The 13,644-nt window shown below is 60.6% G+C and carries 17 protein-coding genes and 1 other RNA gene; 9 read left to right on the forward strand and 9 right to left on the reverse strand.

Features of this window, described 5'->3' with window-relative positions; genetic code table 11:
- Positions 1-7: 7 nt before the first annotated feature.
- The 6 genes from lepA to efp all read right to left on the reverse strand — a co-directional run bounded on the left by lepA (position 8) and on the right by efp (position 6,277).
- Complete coding sequence (lepA, locus tag GRO01_RS11790) at positions 8-1,810, reverse strand: translation elongation factor 4 (RefSeq protein ID WP_062509448.1); 1,803 nt, start codon at positions 1,808-1,810, stop codon at positions 8-10.
- Between the two features lie 84 nt (positions 1,811-1,894).
- A complete protein-coding gene (locus GRO01_RS11795) occupies positions 1,895-2,896 on the reverse strand; it encodes a peptidoglycan -binding protein (protein WP_062509446.1) in 1,002 nt (333 codons plus the stop codon).
- A gap of 3 nt (positions 2,897-2,899) precedes the next feature.
- Positions 2,900-4,036 carry a hypothetical protein gene (locus GRO01_RS11800; RefSeq protein WP_062509443.1) on the reverse strand — a complete coding sequence of 379 codons (1,137 nt, stop codon included), beginning with the start codon at positions 4,034-4,036 and terminating at the stop codon, positions 2,900-2,902.
- A gap of 18 nt (positions 4,037-4,054) precedes the next feature.
- On the reverse strand, positions 4,055-4,816 hold the full coding sequence (locus GRO01_RS11805) for an OmpA family protein (RefSeq protein WP_174787443.1): 762 nt from the start codon (positions 4,814-4,816) through the stop codon (positions 4,055-4,057).
- Between the two features lie 60 nt (positions 4,817-4,876).
- Positions 4,877-5,704 carry an inositol monophosphatase family protein gene (locus GRO01_RS11810; protein WP_062509441.1) on the reverse strand — a complete coding sequence of 276 codons (828 nt, stop codon included), beginning with the start codon at positions 5,702-5,704 and terminating at the stop codon, positions 4,877-4,879.
- A gap of 6 nt (positions 5,705-5,710) precedes the next feature.
- On the reverse strand, positions 5,711-6,277 hold the full coding sequence (efp, locus tag GRO01_RS11815) for an elongation factor P (protein ID WP_062509439.1): 567 nt from the start codon (positions 6,275-6,277) through the stop codon (positions 5,711-5,713).
- 216 nt (positions 6,278-6,493) lie between these two features.
- Between efp and GRO01_RS11820 the strand changes: the two genes are divergently transcribed.
- On the forward strand, positions 6,494-6,802 hold the full coding sequence (locus GRO01_RS11820) for a carboxymuconolactone decarboxylase family protein (RefSeq protein ID WP_062501931.1): 309 nt from the start codon (positions 6,494-6,496) through the stop codon (positions 6,800-6,802).
- Between the two features lie 24 nt (positions 6,803-6,826).
- Here the strand turns inward: GRO01_RS11820 and GRO01_RS11825 are convergent, their stop codons facing one another.
- Complete coding sequence (locus tag GRO01_RS11825; RefSeq protein ID WP_062509437.1) at positions 6,827-7,897, reverse strand: lysine-2,3-aminomutase-like protein; 1,071 nt, start codon at positions 7,895-7,897, stop codon at positions 6,827-6,829.
- Between the two features lie 53 nt (positions 7,898-7,950).
- On the opposite strand from GRO01_RS11825, the gene epmA reads away from it, so the two are divergent.
- From epmA to GRO01_RS11840, 3 genes are all read left to right on the forward strand, one after another.
- Positions 7,951-8,946: an EF-P lysine aminoacylase EpmA gene (gene epmA, locus GRO01_RS11830; RefSeq protein WP_062509435.1), complete on the forward strand. Its 996-nt coding sequence runs from the start codon at positions 7,951-7,953 to the stop codon at positions 8,944-8,946.
- Positions 8,947-9,050: 104 nt separating this feature from the next.
- Positions 9,051-9,488: a hypothetical protein gene (locus tag GRO01_RS13390; protein WP_176582814.1), complete on the forward strand. Its 438-nt coding sequence runs from the start codon at positions 9,051-9,053 to the stop codon at positions 9,486-9,488.
- 56 nt (positions 9,489-9,544) lie between these two features.
- Complete coding sequence (locus tag GRO01_RS11840) at positions 9,545-10,324, forward strand: fasciclin domain-containing protein (RefSeq protein WP_062506842.1); 780 nt, start codon at positions 9,545-9,547, stop codon at positions 10,322-10,324.
- Here the strand turns inward: GRO01_RS11840 and GRO01_RS11845 are convergent.
- Together GRO01_RS11845 and GRO01_RS11850 are read right to left on the reverse strand one after the other, a co-directional pair.
- Positions 10,295-10,873: a thiamine phosphate synthase gene (locus tag GRO01_RS11845; protein WP_062506844.1), complete on the reverse strand. Its 579-nt coding sequence runs from the start codon at positions 10,871-10,873 to the stop codon at positions 10,295-10,297. The genes GRO01_RS11840 and GRO01_RS11845 overlap by 30 nt on opposite strands.
- Positions 10,860-11,294 carry a hypothetical protein gene (locus GRO01_RS11850; protein ID WP_231489980.1) on the reverse strand — a complete coding sequence of 145 codons (435 nt, stop codon included), beginning with the start codon at positions 11,292-11,294 and terminating at the stop codon, positions 10,860-10,862. Before GRO01_RS11850 ends, GRO01_RS11845 begins: the two co-directional genes overlap by 14 nt.
- Before the next feature lie 20 nt (positions 11,295-11,314).
- Between GRO01_RS11850 and GRO01_RS11855 the strand changes: the two genes are divergently transcribed.
- From GRO01_RS11855 to GRO01_RS11875, 5 genes are all read left to right on the forward strand, one after another.
- Complete coding sequence (locus GRO01_RS11855; protein ID WP_062506846.1) at positions 11,315-11,548, forward strand: hypothetical protein; 234 nt, start codon at positions 11,315-11,317, stop codon at positions 11,546-11,548.
- 3 nt (positions 11,549-11,551) lie between these two features.
- A complete protein-coding gene (locus GRO01_RS11860) occupies positions 11,552-11,896 on the forward strand; it encodes a cell division protein ZapA (RefSeq protein ID WP_062506848.1) in 345 nt (114 codons plus the stop codon).
- 49 nt (positions 11,897-11,945) lie between these two features.
- Positions 11,946-12,102, forward strand: a non-coding RNA gene (gene ssrS, locus GRO01_RS11865) — 6S RNA.
- Positions 12,089-12,664, forward strand: a complete 576-nt coding sequence (locus GRO01_RS11870; RefSeq protein ID WP_062506850.1) for a 5-formyltetrahydrofolate cyclo-ligase — start codon at positions 12,089-12,091, stop codon at positions 12,662-12,664. Before ssrS ends, GRO01_RS11870 begins: the two co-directional genes overlap by 14 nt.
- A 14-nt stretch (positions 12,665-12,678) precedes the next feature.
- Positions 12,679-13,494: a TIGR00282 family metallophosphoesterase gene (locus GRO01_RS11875; protein WP_062506853.1), complete on the forward strand. Its 816-nt coding sequence runs from the start codon at positions 12,679-12,681 to the stop codon at positions 13,492-13,494.
- Positions 13,495-13,644 lie beyond the last annotated feature (150 nt).

The following is a 13,644-nucleotide window of genomic DNA, read 5'->3' on the forward strand; positions in this document are numbered from 1 at the left end:
GCAGGGATCAGTCCATTTTCAGGGCGGCGAGGAAGGCGCTCTGGGGGATTTCGACCTTGCCGAACTGCCGCATGCGCTTCTTGCCTTCCTTCTGCTTGTCCAGAAGCTTGCGCTTGCGGGAAATGTCACCGCCATAACACTTGGCCGTCACGTCCTTGGACAGTGCACCGATCGTTTCACGGGCAATGACCTTGGAACCGATGGCCGCCTGAATGGCGATCTTGAAGAGCTGCTTGGGGATCAGATCCTTGAGCTTGGCGCAGATGGAGCGGCCACGCTGTTCGGCGACGGTGCGATGCGAGATGAAGGACAGCGCATCGACCGGTTCGTGGTTCACGAGGATAGAGATGCGGACGAGATCGCTCTCTTCGTAGCCATCCATCTGATAATCGAACGAGGCATAGCCGCGGCTGATGGATTTCAGGCGGTCGTAGAAATCGAACACCACTTCATTCAGCGGCAGGCGATAAACGGCCATGGCGCGGTTGCCGACATAGGTCAGATCCACCTGCACGCCACGGCGCTCGGAGCACAGCGTCAGGACCGGGCCGAGATATTCGTCCTGCACCATGATGGTGGCCTTGATCCACGGCTCTTCGATCATCTCGATCTTGCTGAGCTCGGGCATGTCGGCCGGGTTGTGCAGTTCCTCGACCGTACCGTCCGTCATGTGCATCTTGTAGACCACGGACGGCGCGGTTGCGATCAGATCCAGATTGAACTCGCGGGACAGGCGCTCCTGGATGATTTCCAGATGCAGCAGTCCGAGGAAGCCGCAGCGGAAACCGAAGCCCAGAGCCGCTGAGGTCTCGGCCTCGAAGTGGAACGAGGCGTCGTTCAGGCGCAGCTTGCCGAGGCTGTCACGCAGCTTTTCGAAATCGTCCGCGTCGATCGGGAAGAGGCCACACCACACCACGGGAATGGAGGGCTTGAAGCCTGGCAGGGCCTTTTCGGCAGGGCGCTTGTCGAGCGTGACGGTATCACCGACATTGCAGTCCGCGACGGTCTTGATGGCGGCGTTGATATAGCCCATCTCGCCCGGGCCGAGGCTTTCGACCGACTGCATCTTGGGCAGGAATACGCCAACCTGATCGACATGGTAGGTGGCGCCGGTCTGCATCATGCGGATGCGGTCACCGCGCTTGAGGCGGCCGTCCTTGATACGCACGAGGATGATGACGCCAAGATAGGCATCGTACCAGCTGTCCACCAGCAGGGCCTGAAGCGGGGCTTCGGCGTCACCCGTGGGGGCGGGGAGACGCTGGACCAGAGCTTCGAGAACGCCTTCGATGTTCAGGCCGGTCTTGGCGCTGATTTCGACCGCATCATCGGCCGGAATGCCGACCACATCCTCGATCTGGGCGCGGACGCGCTCGGGTTCAGCGGCCGGCAGATCAACCTTGTTCAGGACCGGGACGATCTCGTGATTGGCATCGAGAGCCTGATAGACGTTCGCCAGCGTCTGGGCTTCCACGCCCTGCGAGGCGTCCACGACCAGCAGCGAACCTTCACAGGCGGCGAGCGAGCGGCTGACTTCATAGGCGAAGTCGACATGGCCCGGCGTGTCCATCAGGTTCAGCGTATAAACCTTGCCGTCCTTGGCCGGATAGGTCAGGCGCACGGTCTGCGCCTTGATGGTGATCCCGCGCTCCTGCTCGAGCTCCATCGAATCGAGGACCTGGTTTTTCATCTCACGCGCGGTCAGCGCGCCACAGGCCTGGATCAGGCGATCGGCCAGCGTCGATTTGCCGTGATCGATATGAGCGATGATCGAGAAATTGCGGATAAGGGAGAGCGGGGTATCGGTCATGGCTGCTACATAAGGGATTATCGCAGAAATGTCAGTAGATCTGCGCAAAAGCCTGCCTTTGTGAAAAGGCAGGCGGGGGAGGGATCAGCGATCCGTCAGACGGAACTCGATCCTGCGGTTTCTGGCATAGGCCGCCGATGTGCTGGCAGCGTCCAGAGGCTGGTAGTCGGCAAAGCCTGTCGCGGCCAGATGGTGCGGGTCAACACCTTCGGCAATGAGTAGCTTGACCACGGTGATGGCACGTTCGGATGACAGTTCCCAGTTGCTGGGAAAGGCGCTGTGGATGGGTTGGCGATCGGCATGGCCATCCACCCGCAGAATCCACGGAAGATCCGTCGGGATTGTTGAGGCGATCTGTTTGAACGTATGGGCGAGGGTTGTGATTTCCTTGCGGCCTTCCTGTGTCAGGTCGGCACTTCCCTGCGGGAACAGGATTTCCGACTGGAAGACGAAGCGGTCTCCCACGACGTTCACGCCCTTCTGGTCTTTCAGCAGGTCGCGCAGGCGTCCGAAGAACTCCGAACGGTAGCGTTTGAGCTGATTGACCTTGTCCGCAAGTGCCAGATTGAGCTTGCTGCCAAGATCCGCAATCTGGGCGTCCTTGCCCTGTTCGGCCTTCTTTTCGATGTCGAGGGCGTTGCTGATCGCCTGAAGCTGGCGGGTCAGTTCTTCGATCTGGGCCTGAAGGTCCGAGATCTTGCTGTTCTGCTGCTTGCTCGTGTCATCAGCCGAGGCGAGTGCCTGATCTTTTGACTGGAGCTGCCCTGTCAGGGCGGCGATCTGGGTCGAAAGGGTCTGGAGCTGGGCCTGATTATGCTGCTTTTCGTCCGCCAGCGTGGCGACGGTGGAAGACAGGCTTTTGTTCTTGTCTTCCGTCATCGACAGCATGTGCGACAGTTCGGCCAGCTGTTTCTGCAGGGCATCCAGCGTGTGCTCGCGTCGGGACAGCGACACCGAGAGGAACTGCTGCCCCACGACGAACACCAGCAGGACGAAGGTGACGACCATCAGCAGAGTGGACAGGGCATCCACATAGCCGGGCCAGGCATCGAGGGCGTTGTGAGATCCGCGTCTGCGCCGGGCCATGGATCAGCCCTGCCTGCCGGGAGGGGGCGTCGTGCTGCCGGAGGCCGCCGCAATCGTGCGGGCCAGAACGCGGAGATCGTTGCGAAGCTCTCCGATCGTCTGGGCGCGGCCTTCATGCAGTTCCTGGATCAGGCGGCTGAGATGCGTCTCGATCCGCAGGAGCGCCGTGCCTTGCGAGCCCGGGCCTTCATCTCCCATGTGCCGCAGAAGAGTGGTCTGAGTTTCGGCCGTGCGGGTCATGAGCGTCTGGTTGGCGGCAAGCAGATCCGTCATGCCACGCAGGCGCTCCTGAAGGCTGTCGAGCATGTGCAGTTCGCGGACGCGGTTTTCCTCGCTGCGGGAGACGGCGTTCTGGAGCGTTTCCAGATTTTCGGCAGTCTGTTCGAGCAGGGCCTGAACATAGGCCGGAACGGGTGCGCCGTCGCTGTCGATGGACGTGCTGCCGCTGACACGCGTGACGCCAGCCAGCCATTCTTCCAGTTCATTGAAGAAACGTGTCTGCGCCTGTCCGGCTGTGAGATCGAGAAAGCCGAGGACCAGTGCGCCGGCCAGACCGAACATCGAGCCTGAAAACGCCGTGGACATGCCGGCAAGCGGGCCGGCCAGTCCGGTCTTGAGCTGGTTGAACATGACGTCCATATCCCCGCCGCCTGCGGACATGCCGCCGATGACAGATGCAATGGAGCTGACCGTCAGCAGAAGCCCGTAGAACGTGCCCAGCAGACCCAGGAAGATCAGGAGCTGCGTCATGTAGCGGGAGATTTCCCGGCTTTCATCCAGACGCGAGGACAGGCTGTCGAGCATGGCCTGTGTGGTCTGTGTCGAGAGCGTCAGGCGGTCCGTGCGATTGCGGGCTGCCAGCATGCTGGCCATGGGCGCGAGCAGGCGGGGCGCTTTTGGTGCGGCCAGACCGGCGCGGGGCTGACGCAGAAGCTCAACCCACTGCACTTCCGGCATCAGGCGCTGGACGACATGAAGGTTCCACAGGATGCCCAGCAGGAGCACACCGAGGATAATGGCGTCGAGTTTCGGGTTGGCGTTGAACGCGTGGAGCAGGGTCGTGCCCATTGTCGCGGCCAGAAGGCCGACCGCGACAAGGAAAACGGCCATTCGCAGAAGATAGGTCGTAGGACGTGTCACGGCGTGTCTTTCCTGATTTTATGGCATGCCGTTTGCGGAAGGGGAGGGGTCGACAGGATTTGTCTCGATGACAGCATCCAGTCTGTCAGCAGGCGCGCTGTCTCCCTTGTCGGGACGTCCCAGCGCCTGCGGGTAGAGACGCGTGGTAGCAACGCCTGCGTGAATGAAGATCGAGCGGACAGCCAGTGCTCGTGCCAGCGCGATACGGCGCGGCATGGAGACGTCATCACCCGGCAGCGTTGCATGCGCAATCAGGAGCACACGCTGTTCCGGATGGTGAGCCAGTTCGGTTCCGTAAGCCTGAAGGGCCTTGATACTGTCGGCATTCAGGGCCTCGCTTCCCGAGGGAAACAGAACGCGGATTCCGCCATCAGGCAGGGTCTCCGTGTGGCTGGCCGCATCGGCAACGGGTGTGACCTCGGCCGGGGGAACAGGCGGATGGATCTGGATGGGTACGAAGGGTGGTGGCAGGACGACCGGCGGCGGCGGGGCCGGGGGAACGCCGGGCACTGTTGTGTGCGTCGGTGCGCTTCTGGCGGGAGCTGCAACTGCTGGCGTGGCCGTAGGTGCGGGAGCCTTCGTTGCCGGCTTCCGTGCTGCGGATTTCCGTGCGGCATGTCCTGCTGGATGGGGTGCCGAGGCTGGTTTTTTCGCAGGAGAAGCTGATTTGGCCTGAGGCAGATCATACAGATTGCTGGTGACCTGTGCCTGTGCGGCGGACAGCGGAAGGCTGGCCAGAAAGGCCGCCAGAGGAAGGGAGAAGAGGATCGGCCTGTACATGTCAGGCCGATCCTAGACGACGCCTCACGACTCCCGCAATGGGGCGTGAGGGCAGTTTCGTCAGCTCCGGTTCAGAGCCTCATGCACCAGGGCGCGCAGGGGGCCGTGAAGGTTGGTGTTTCCGGCAACGACATTGACGTCATCGGGAACGTCATGAAGCTCGTTTCCGTCCGGATCGGTCGCATAGCCACCGGCCTCGCGGACCAGAAGCAAACCGGCTGCGCAGTCCCACGGCTTGATACCGAATTCCCAGTATCCGTCGTAACGGCCTGCTGCGACCCATGCGAGATCCAGGGCAGCGGCGCCGAAGCGGCGAATCCCTGCAACCTGCGGCATCAGGGCGCCGAGGACGCGGGCAAAGGGCAGACGGCTGCTGCTCGGAACCTTCGCAAACGGAATGCCGGTTGCGAACAGGGCTTCGTGCATGTTGCGGCGGCCGGAGACGCGCAGGCGGCGTTCATTGAGGAACGCGCCAACGCCCTTTTCGGCCCAGAACATCTCGTTGGCGGCCGGATTGTAGACAACCGCGGCGGCTAGCTCGATCGTTCCGTCCTGAAGCTTGCGCTGCAGGCCGATTGAAATGGCCCAGTGCGGGATGCCGTGCAGGAAGTTCGTCGTGCCGTCGAGCGGATCGACGATCCAGCGCCAGGTCCAGTTGTCCCCGCCCGAAGCGCCGCTTTCTTCCATCAGGAAGGCGTAGCCGGGACGGGCGCGGCTCAGTTCCTCGCGGAGGATGGTCTCGGCGCGCAGGTCTGCCTGGGAAACGAAATCTCCGGGCCCCTTGATGCTGACCTGAAGCTGTTCGACCTCTGCAAAGTCACGGAGCAGACGGCGCGAGGCCTTCTGTGCCGCGCCCTGCATGACGGCCATGTGCGGGGAAAGACGCATGCTGGATCAGTCCTTCGCGCGTTCGACGTAGGATCCGTCTTCCGTGCGGACAACGATGCGCTCACCGGCTTCGATGAACGGCGGCACCAGCGTCTTTACGCCATTGGACAGCATGGCGGGCTTGTAGGAGGAGCTGGCCGTCTGGCCCTTGACCACCGGGTCGGCTTCCGTGACTTCCAGCGTCACGTGCGGCGGCAGCTCGACGCCCACCGGGTCGCCTTCGACCAGCTTGACGTTCAGCGGCATGTTGTCCTGCAGGAAGGCGAACTGGTCGCCGAAGATGTCCTTGGCGAGGATCAACTGCTCGAACGTTTCCGGATCCATCAGGACGACATTGTCACCGTCCATGTAGGAATAGGTGTAGTCCTTGTCTTCCGTCATCAGACGCTCGACGGAATCTGCTGTTCTCCAGCGTTCGTTGGTCTTGTTGCCTGTCTTGAGGTCGCGCATTTCGACCTGGATGAAGGCGCCACCCTTGCCCGGGGTGATGATCTGCTGCTTGAGAACCGTCCAGCGGCGGCCGTCATGCTCGATGACCTGGCCGGCCCGGATAAGGTTGGCTTGCTGTTTCATGCTTGTGTCCTGATGCCCCTTGGATAGGGATTTTCTGTCACGTCTTGTGGGCTTCTAGCGCCGCACGGGGGCTCTAAGCAAGGCACAAGGGGCGCATGGCGGTCACCAGCTTCAGGAAAGTGTGAAGGGCAGGGGGCTTGGGACACGGCGCCGGACGGTTCATGTCAGACTGTGTGTCTGTCCTGAGGATCAGGGCGAACCGCAAGGAGAAGCCGCATGTACGATATGAAGAACCTCTCGCGCATTTCCCATCTTGAAGCCAATGCCTCCAAGGGCATGGACGCCTTCTGGCAGTTCGACCGTGCCGCATTCGAGGAAGGCGAGGTCAGCGCCCTGACTAAGCAGCTCGCGGCCGTGGCTGTCGCGCTGACGACCCAGTGCCCGTACTGTATCGAACTGCATGTGAAGGCTGCGCGCGAAGCCGGTGCGACGGACGCCCAGCTTTCCGAAATCGCTCTTGTCGCCGCGGCCATCCGCGCGGGCGGGGCGATCACGCATGCGACCCATATGTTCGAAGCAAAATAAGGACCGGCGCCGTGTTGGGGCGTGTCAGGTGAAGCTGCACGCCTCTCCATCGGGCGTTGAGACCGTGCCCGGAGACGCAGGGTCCAGATATTCCGGCCCGATCGGGACTTTGCCCCGGCCACCAGGAATATCGAGAACATAGGTTGGCCAGGCCAGACCGGTCACGCGTCCGCGAAGCTGTCTCAGCAGGGCCTGGCCTTCCGCAACCGGGACGTGGAAATGTCCCGTTCCGGCTGCTGCATCGAGATGGTGCAGATAATAGGGTTTGACCCGCGCTTTCAGGAACGCCCGCAGCAGGGCCTCCAGACTTTCGACCGTATCATTGACGCCGCGTAGCAGAACCGACTGCGAGAGCACCGGAATGGCGCGGGACAGAACGGCGCGGATGGCTTTTGTGGCCTGCGGGGTCAGCTCGCTGGCATGGTTGGCGTGAACGACCAGCCACATGGCGCGGTCCGTTTCCATCGCATCCAGAAGTTCTTCCGTCATGCGGGCCGGATCGGCGACCGGGACGCGGGAATGGATGCGGATGGTCTCGATATGGGGAATGTCCGACAGGGACTGCACGATATGCTTCAGCCGGCGCGGGGCGAGCATGAGTGGATCGCCGCCCGTGAGGATGATTTCGCGGATATCGGGATGCTGCCGCACCCAGTCGAGCGCGGTTTCGAGTTGTGCATCGCTCAGCAGACCACCGCCGGGCCCGACATGTTCGCGCCGGAAGCAGAACCGGCAATAGAGCGGGCAGACCAGTAATGGTTTGAGCAGGGCCCGGTCGGCATAGCGGTGCACGATGCCGGGGACGGGGGACAGGGCATCATCGCCGATCGGGTCCGCGTCTTCGTAGGGCAGGGTGACGAGTTCGCGGGCGTCGGGAATAACCTGTCGGGCGATGGGATCGTCCGGATGCGTGATCAGATCCTGAAAAGCTGGGGGAATGGCCATTGTGAAGCGCTCGCCGACAGCTTCGAGCGTTGTCCGGTCGGCTTCGGGGGCCAGGCCCGCGTCGATCAGGTCGGACGGTGTGCGAAGCGTGTGACGTTTTGCAGAACGTTCCGCGGAATGTTGCGGGGCTGTCTTGACCATATCATGCATGTGATGCCTCTAGCGGTGCGGGTCCCCGTTTTGCAACAGGAGCAATAGACGCCATGACCGTATTGTCTGCTGATCCGGCCCGGATTGCGGAACGCTTTCCCCTGCTTGAGCGTCGCTCGCAGATGGTAAAAGCCGTCCGCGCCTTCTTTGAAGATCGTGGCTATCTGGAAGTGGAAACGCCGTTCGCTGTTCCTGTGCCGGGTGAAGAAGTGCATCTGCGCTGTTTCAGAACGGAACTGGAGCGGCCGGACGGCTCACGTGAGGCGCGCTTCCTGCATACGAGTCCGGAATTTGCGATGAAACGCATCGTGGCGGCGACGGGGAAGGCCGTTTTCCAGATGGCGCGTGTCTGGCGCAATGGTGAGGCCAGCAATACGCATGCTCCGGAGTTCACCATGCTCGAATGGTATCGGCCGGGCGCGGATCTTTCGTCGCTTATGGATGAAACCGAGGCTTTCGTGCGGGCTCTGCTGCCGTCCGTGGTCCATCGGGGCACGGATGTCATTGATCTTTCACTCCCTTTCGAGCGGCTGACGATGCAGGCTGCATTCGCACGTTATGTGGGGGCGGACCTGCTAGGCACGGCCGGGGATGCAGAGGCTTTGGCCGCGCAGGCGCATGTCGGGCTGCGGAACGGGGAAAACTGGGAAGACCTGTTTTTCCGGCTGTTGCTGGAGCGTGTCGAACCCATGATCGGGCGCGAGCGTCCCACGTTCCTGACGCACTGGCCAGCCGAGCAGGCAGCGCTCGCGCGACGGGATCCGGCAGACGACCGGGCCGCGCTGCGGTTCGAGCTTTATATTGGTGGTCTGGAGCTGGCCAACGCCTTTGAGGAGCTGACCGATCCGGTGGAGCAACGGGAACGTTTTGTAACGGATCGTAAGCGTCGTATGGAGCTGTCGCCGGATCAGGATTGGGCCGTGGATGAGGATTTTCTGGCGGCCTTGCCGGAGCTGCCGCCCTGTTCAGGCATCGCGCTTGGGTTTGACCGGCTGGTCATGCTGGCGACCGGAGCGCCGCGGATCAGTGACATTTTGTGGTTGGCCTGATCTTTTCGGAACTTGCAGGAGTTTTAATCCTTCTTTTGCGTCAGAAGGGCTAGAACGTGTCGAAAGAGGAACATGACCGCGTTGCCGCGGCACAGTCGGGGAAGATGATGATGAAAAAAGTTGGACTGCTGTCTGTCCTGGTGCTGCTGGGCCTTTCCGCCTGTGACGTTCCGACCCTTCAGCAACGCAAGGTTCTGGATTCCATGGTCGGCAAGTCCGAAGTGGACGTGCTGCGCCAGTTTGGTGTCCCGACCCGCAATTACGATGCGCAGGGCCACACTTTCCTCGCCTATATCGATAACCAGACCCAGTATTCCGGCGGCGGTGGCTGGGGCTGGGATGGCTGGGGCGGCGGCTGGGGCGGCATGGGCATGGGCATGGGCGGCTGGGGTGGCGGCTGGGGCGGCATGGGTGGCTGGGGCGGCATGGGCGGCTGGGGTGGCGGTTTTCCTGCAACCTATTACAACACCAGCTGTCAGACGACATTCGAGCTGGTCAGCGGCAAGGTCGTCGGATGGACCATGCGCGGGGATGGGTGCTGAATCGGCCAGCCTGCTCTATGGTCGTTTTTCCCGCTCACAGGATGGTACGATCAGGCATGGATGTGCGACTCGATATTTTCTCTTCAGGACGGTTTCCGGGCTGGGAGAAGGGGCTGAAACTCGGCGTGGGGCTTCTTCTTGGAGCCTCGCTCTCCGCCTGTGGCGATCCTGACTGGCAGGGCACGGACTGGACGAAGAATTACCAGGACAGCTTCGAAACGCAGATCAGCAGCCGTGCATCCTTCATGCCCGGAAATACGGACAAGGCGTATCAGCCAAGCGCTGATGGAGTGCCCAATAGCCCGGTGGCCTATCATTCGCCGCCCATGCTGTCCTATGAAGACCGGCCGCTCGATGAGAATATTACGGGCTCACTGGAACTCGCCGATTACGTCAAGGCAATCCGCGTTGCGAAGCTCGATCCCTGGATAAGCGGTCCGGGGCCTTATACACTCTTTGCCATTCCCAATGCTGCCATGGAACGTCTGAATACCCGGTGGCACGGCGGTCTGCTTGCACCCGAAAACCGTGGGCAGCTTGTGCATATTCTGGGCTATACGATTGCTTACGGAAAATGGGACGAAGCCGCATTGCGCAAGGCAATCGCCCGCAATCATGGTCATGCCATTGGCCTGAAGACCCTGTATGGCGACCTGCTGGGCGTTCAGGTTTCTCCCCGGACTGGTGAACTTGTTCTTGAGAACACGGCAGGCGAGACCAACCGTCTGTGGGGTAAGTCTTTCGCTCAGTCCAACGGCGTCCTTTACTTCACGCAGGACACGCTTCTGCCGACGCCTGTGCCTGTTTCAGCCGGCCGCAAGCACGGCCATCGCTGAAAACCGCTCTGCATCCTTGCCATCGAACTGAAGGGGGATGGCAAGGAAATCGGCGGTGGCCGCAATGCCAGCCGAGGCATCTTCCGTGCTCATGATGCCTTCGGCCACCCCGGGCAGTTCCATGACGGAACTCCACCACTTCACCAGATCAAGCTCTCCGGCAGGAAAAGCGACGTAATCGGCGCCCGACTCGCCCGCTTTCATGGCGTCGTCGCGGTTGGTGCAGAGGCAGCCGATTGGCATGTCGCTTCCGACTTTGCCGCGCAGGGTCACGAGCTCTTCGACATTTCCCGCATGCAGTCCGTCGCAGATCCCCAGAAGTGACTTCGGAACGTCTGAAAGCGATCCCGGGACCTCAAGGATCATGGCCACACCGTTGGCGTGCAGCAGATCCACGAGTTGTGAAAGCTGCGCCTTTTCCGGTGTCCAGCCGAATGGAAGTCGAAGTGCTGTTATTGCAGGCAGAGTGAGAATGTCGCGCAGCACCCCAAGGGCTGCCTCCATGCTGAAACCAGCGGGAAGAACGGGATAGAGATCACAGGCTGTCATGAGCGTCTTCTCGCAGATTGTGGCGTGGGGAGCTAGGCGGTCTGGTGGTCAGGATACGTCCGCGATAACGGTCATATGTTTCCAGCGCCCGGAACTGTGCAGCGTTGATACGGCAGACGGCCCAACCAATTCCGGCATCCAGCGCTTGGCGGGCAATGGCAGGTGAGCCGCCGCAATCCAGAATGGACTGATGTTTTTGCGTCTCTGTAATCTCAAGCCACCAGGGAATGCCAAAGCTGTTTCCTGCACTTTCCATCGAAAGGGCAAGAAACCGGTTTCCGTGAGACAGGATAACCTGCTCCATCTCACGACGAGACGAAATCACGAAAACAGGATAGTGAACGGGCAGGGATGTCCTTGACCCCGTGCCGGGATCGGGTCTTTCCTGATGAACGGGCCGGAGCGGGTCTGTATTGGGCATTCTGCTGACGTAGTGATTGCATGAACGGGAAGATCGTGGCGGTAAACGAGACAGGTATCCGGCAGGACGATAAGGCGGTTGAACGTCTTGAGGAAGCAATGATGCGGATTGCCGCTGCGTCTGAGCGTCAGGTTCTGGTAAAGGAAGCCAGCGAGCGCGCCCTTCGCTCCATCCCGGACCTGTCGGAAGTTGCAGCCAATATCGACGCGCTGTGTGCCCGCATTCAGGGTGTGCTGGACAGGAAGGAGGGCTGATCGATGGGACAGGTATCCATCCGTCTTAATGGTTATGTCTATAATGTCGGCTGTCAGGATGGCGAGGAAGCCCATCTCTACGATATGGCCCGTCATGTGGAAGGCTGGCTTCAGCGCGCACGGACCTTGGGTGGAGCTGCAAGCGAATCCAAGACGCTCATGATGGCGGCTCTGCTCATGGCCGATGAGATTTTCGAACTGAAGCAGCGGCAGATCTCACCACAGGCCGAAACGCAGATCCAGCAGGCCGAGCAGCTGCTTCAGCTTGAGAAGGCCCGGCAGGATCGTCTGGCCCGGCTGGCGGGGCAGGCGGAGCTTCTGGCTACTGAACTCGAGCGCGCGTCCTGATTTAAAAACGTTTGCATTGAACATCGGGCCGGACAGTCTAATATAGGTGATGGAGCTGCCTGGTGCGTCAGGCAAATCATCCCCCGGGCCGATAAGCATTCCTTAGGGAACTGGCTCTGTCGTGGCCCTGGTCACGTTAACCGGTGCCCACCTGCACTTGCAGGTCTAGGAGGGCTGAAAAGACCAACGGCTTTGGCGGCTCCACAGATTTCCGACCTTGACCTGCTGAAAAAAGAGCTGCGCCTGAAAATGGCCCAGCTCCGCCAGACGGCCTCTCCCACTGATGAAGAGGCTCTGAGCACATTCCTGCTTCAGGAAATACTCACACGACCTGCCCGTAAAGTGGCGGCGGTCTGGCCGCTGGCTGGAGAAGTTGATCTCCGGCCTTTATGCCATGATCTATATGCTGCCGGGCGCGATGTTCTGCTGCCCGAGACCACGCCAAAAGGCTCTCCCCTGATTTTCAGGCGGTGGTTTCCGACCAGTGGAATGAATGTCGGCCGCTTCGGCACATTGCATCCTGACGGTGAAATCGACATCCCGGACCTTATTCTGGTGCCGTTTCTGGCCTTTGACCGCTTCGGGTATCGGCTTGGATATGGCGGTGGCTATTATGACCGCACTCTGGCTGAACTGAACGTGCCGGCAATCGGATTTGGCCTGTCTGGCCAGCAGGTCAGCACTCTTCCCAAAGGTCCTTACGATATTCCGCTGGAAACGATCGTAACCGAGCGCGGCGTCATTAGGACCGATCCTCCAAAATCATAATGAAAGACTGACTGTTGAGACTGCTGTTTCTTGGCGACATTATCGGACGTAGCGGGCGTGAAGCCATAATTCGGAACCTGGCCGACTGGCGGCAGAAACTCTCGCTGGATCTGGTGGTGGCTAATGGGGAAAACGCCTCACACGGATATGGCCTGTCTCCCGATATTGCCAAGAACCTGCATAATGCGGGGGTCGATGTGATCACGCTGGGCAATCATGCGTGGGACCGTCGCGACATGATCGGCTACATCAATCAGGCTCCTCATATCGTCAGACCAGCCAATTATCCCGCCGGAACGCCGGGGCAGGGGAGCCATATCGTTGAAATCAGCCGTGGACGCCGTGCTCTGGTTATCAACGTCATGGGTCGCATCTTCATGGACCCGCTGGACGATCCTTTCCGCGTCGTCAGTGAAATCCTGTCCCGGCATCGGCTGGGCGTGACGGTTCATGCGATCCTGATTGACGTTCACGCGGAAGCCACCAGCGAGAAAATGGGCTTCGGTGCCTATTTCGACGGAAAGGTATCCGTCGTGGTTGGAACACATACGCATGTTCCAACCGCTGACCATCGCATTCTGCCTGCGGGGACAGCGTACCAGACGGATGCTGGAATGTGCGGGGACTACGACAGCGTGATCGGAATGGGGAAGCCGGCCTCGCTTCACAGATTAATTCGCAAGATTCCCGGAGATCGTCCTCAGCCTGCAGAAGGGGAAGCGACCGTCTGTGGCCTCATGGTCGAGACTGACGATGCGACAGGACTGGCCCGAAAGGTCGCTCCGCTGCGGATGGGTGGGCATCTGGCTTCCAACTGGCCGGACTTCTGAGAAAAGCAGAAAAATTGAGAAAAATCCGTCTTTTTTCGAGTTCGATTCGCAATGAATAACGGGGGTTAGTCTTTTTTACCGCAGAAAACCGGCATTTTTCCTGTTGATAAGTGCCTTGTGAATTCTGTTTGACACTATGCTGAGCTCCCC

The sequence above is a fragment of the Gluconobacter roseus NBRC 3990 genome (assembly GCF_006538885.1).
Taxonomy (GTDB): Bacteria; Pseudomonadota; Alphaproteobacteria; order Acetobacterales; family Acetobacteraceae; genus Gluconobacter; species Gluconobacter roseus.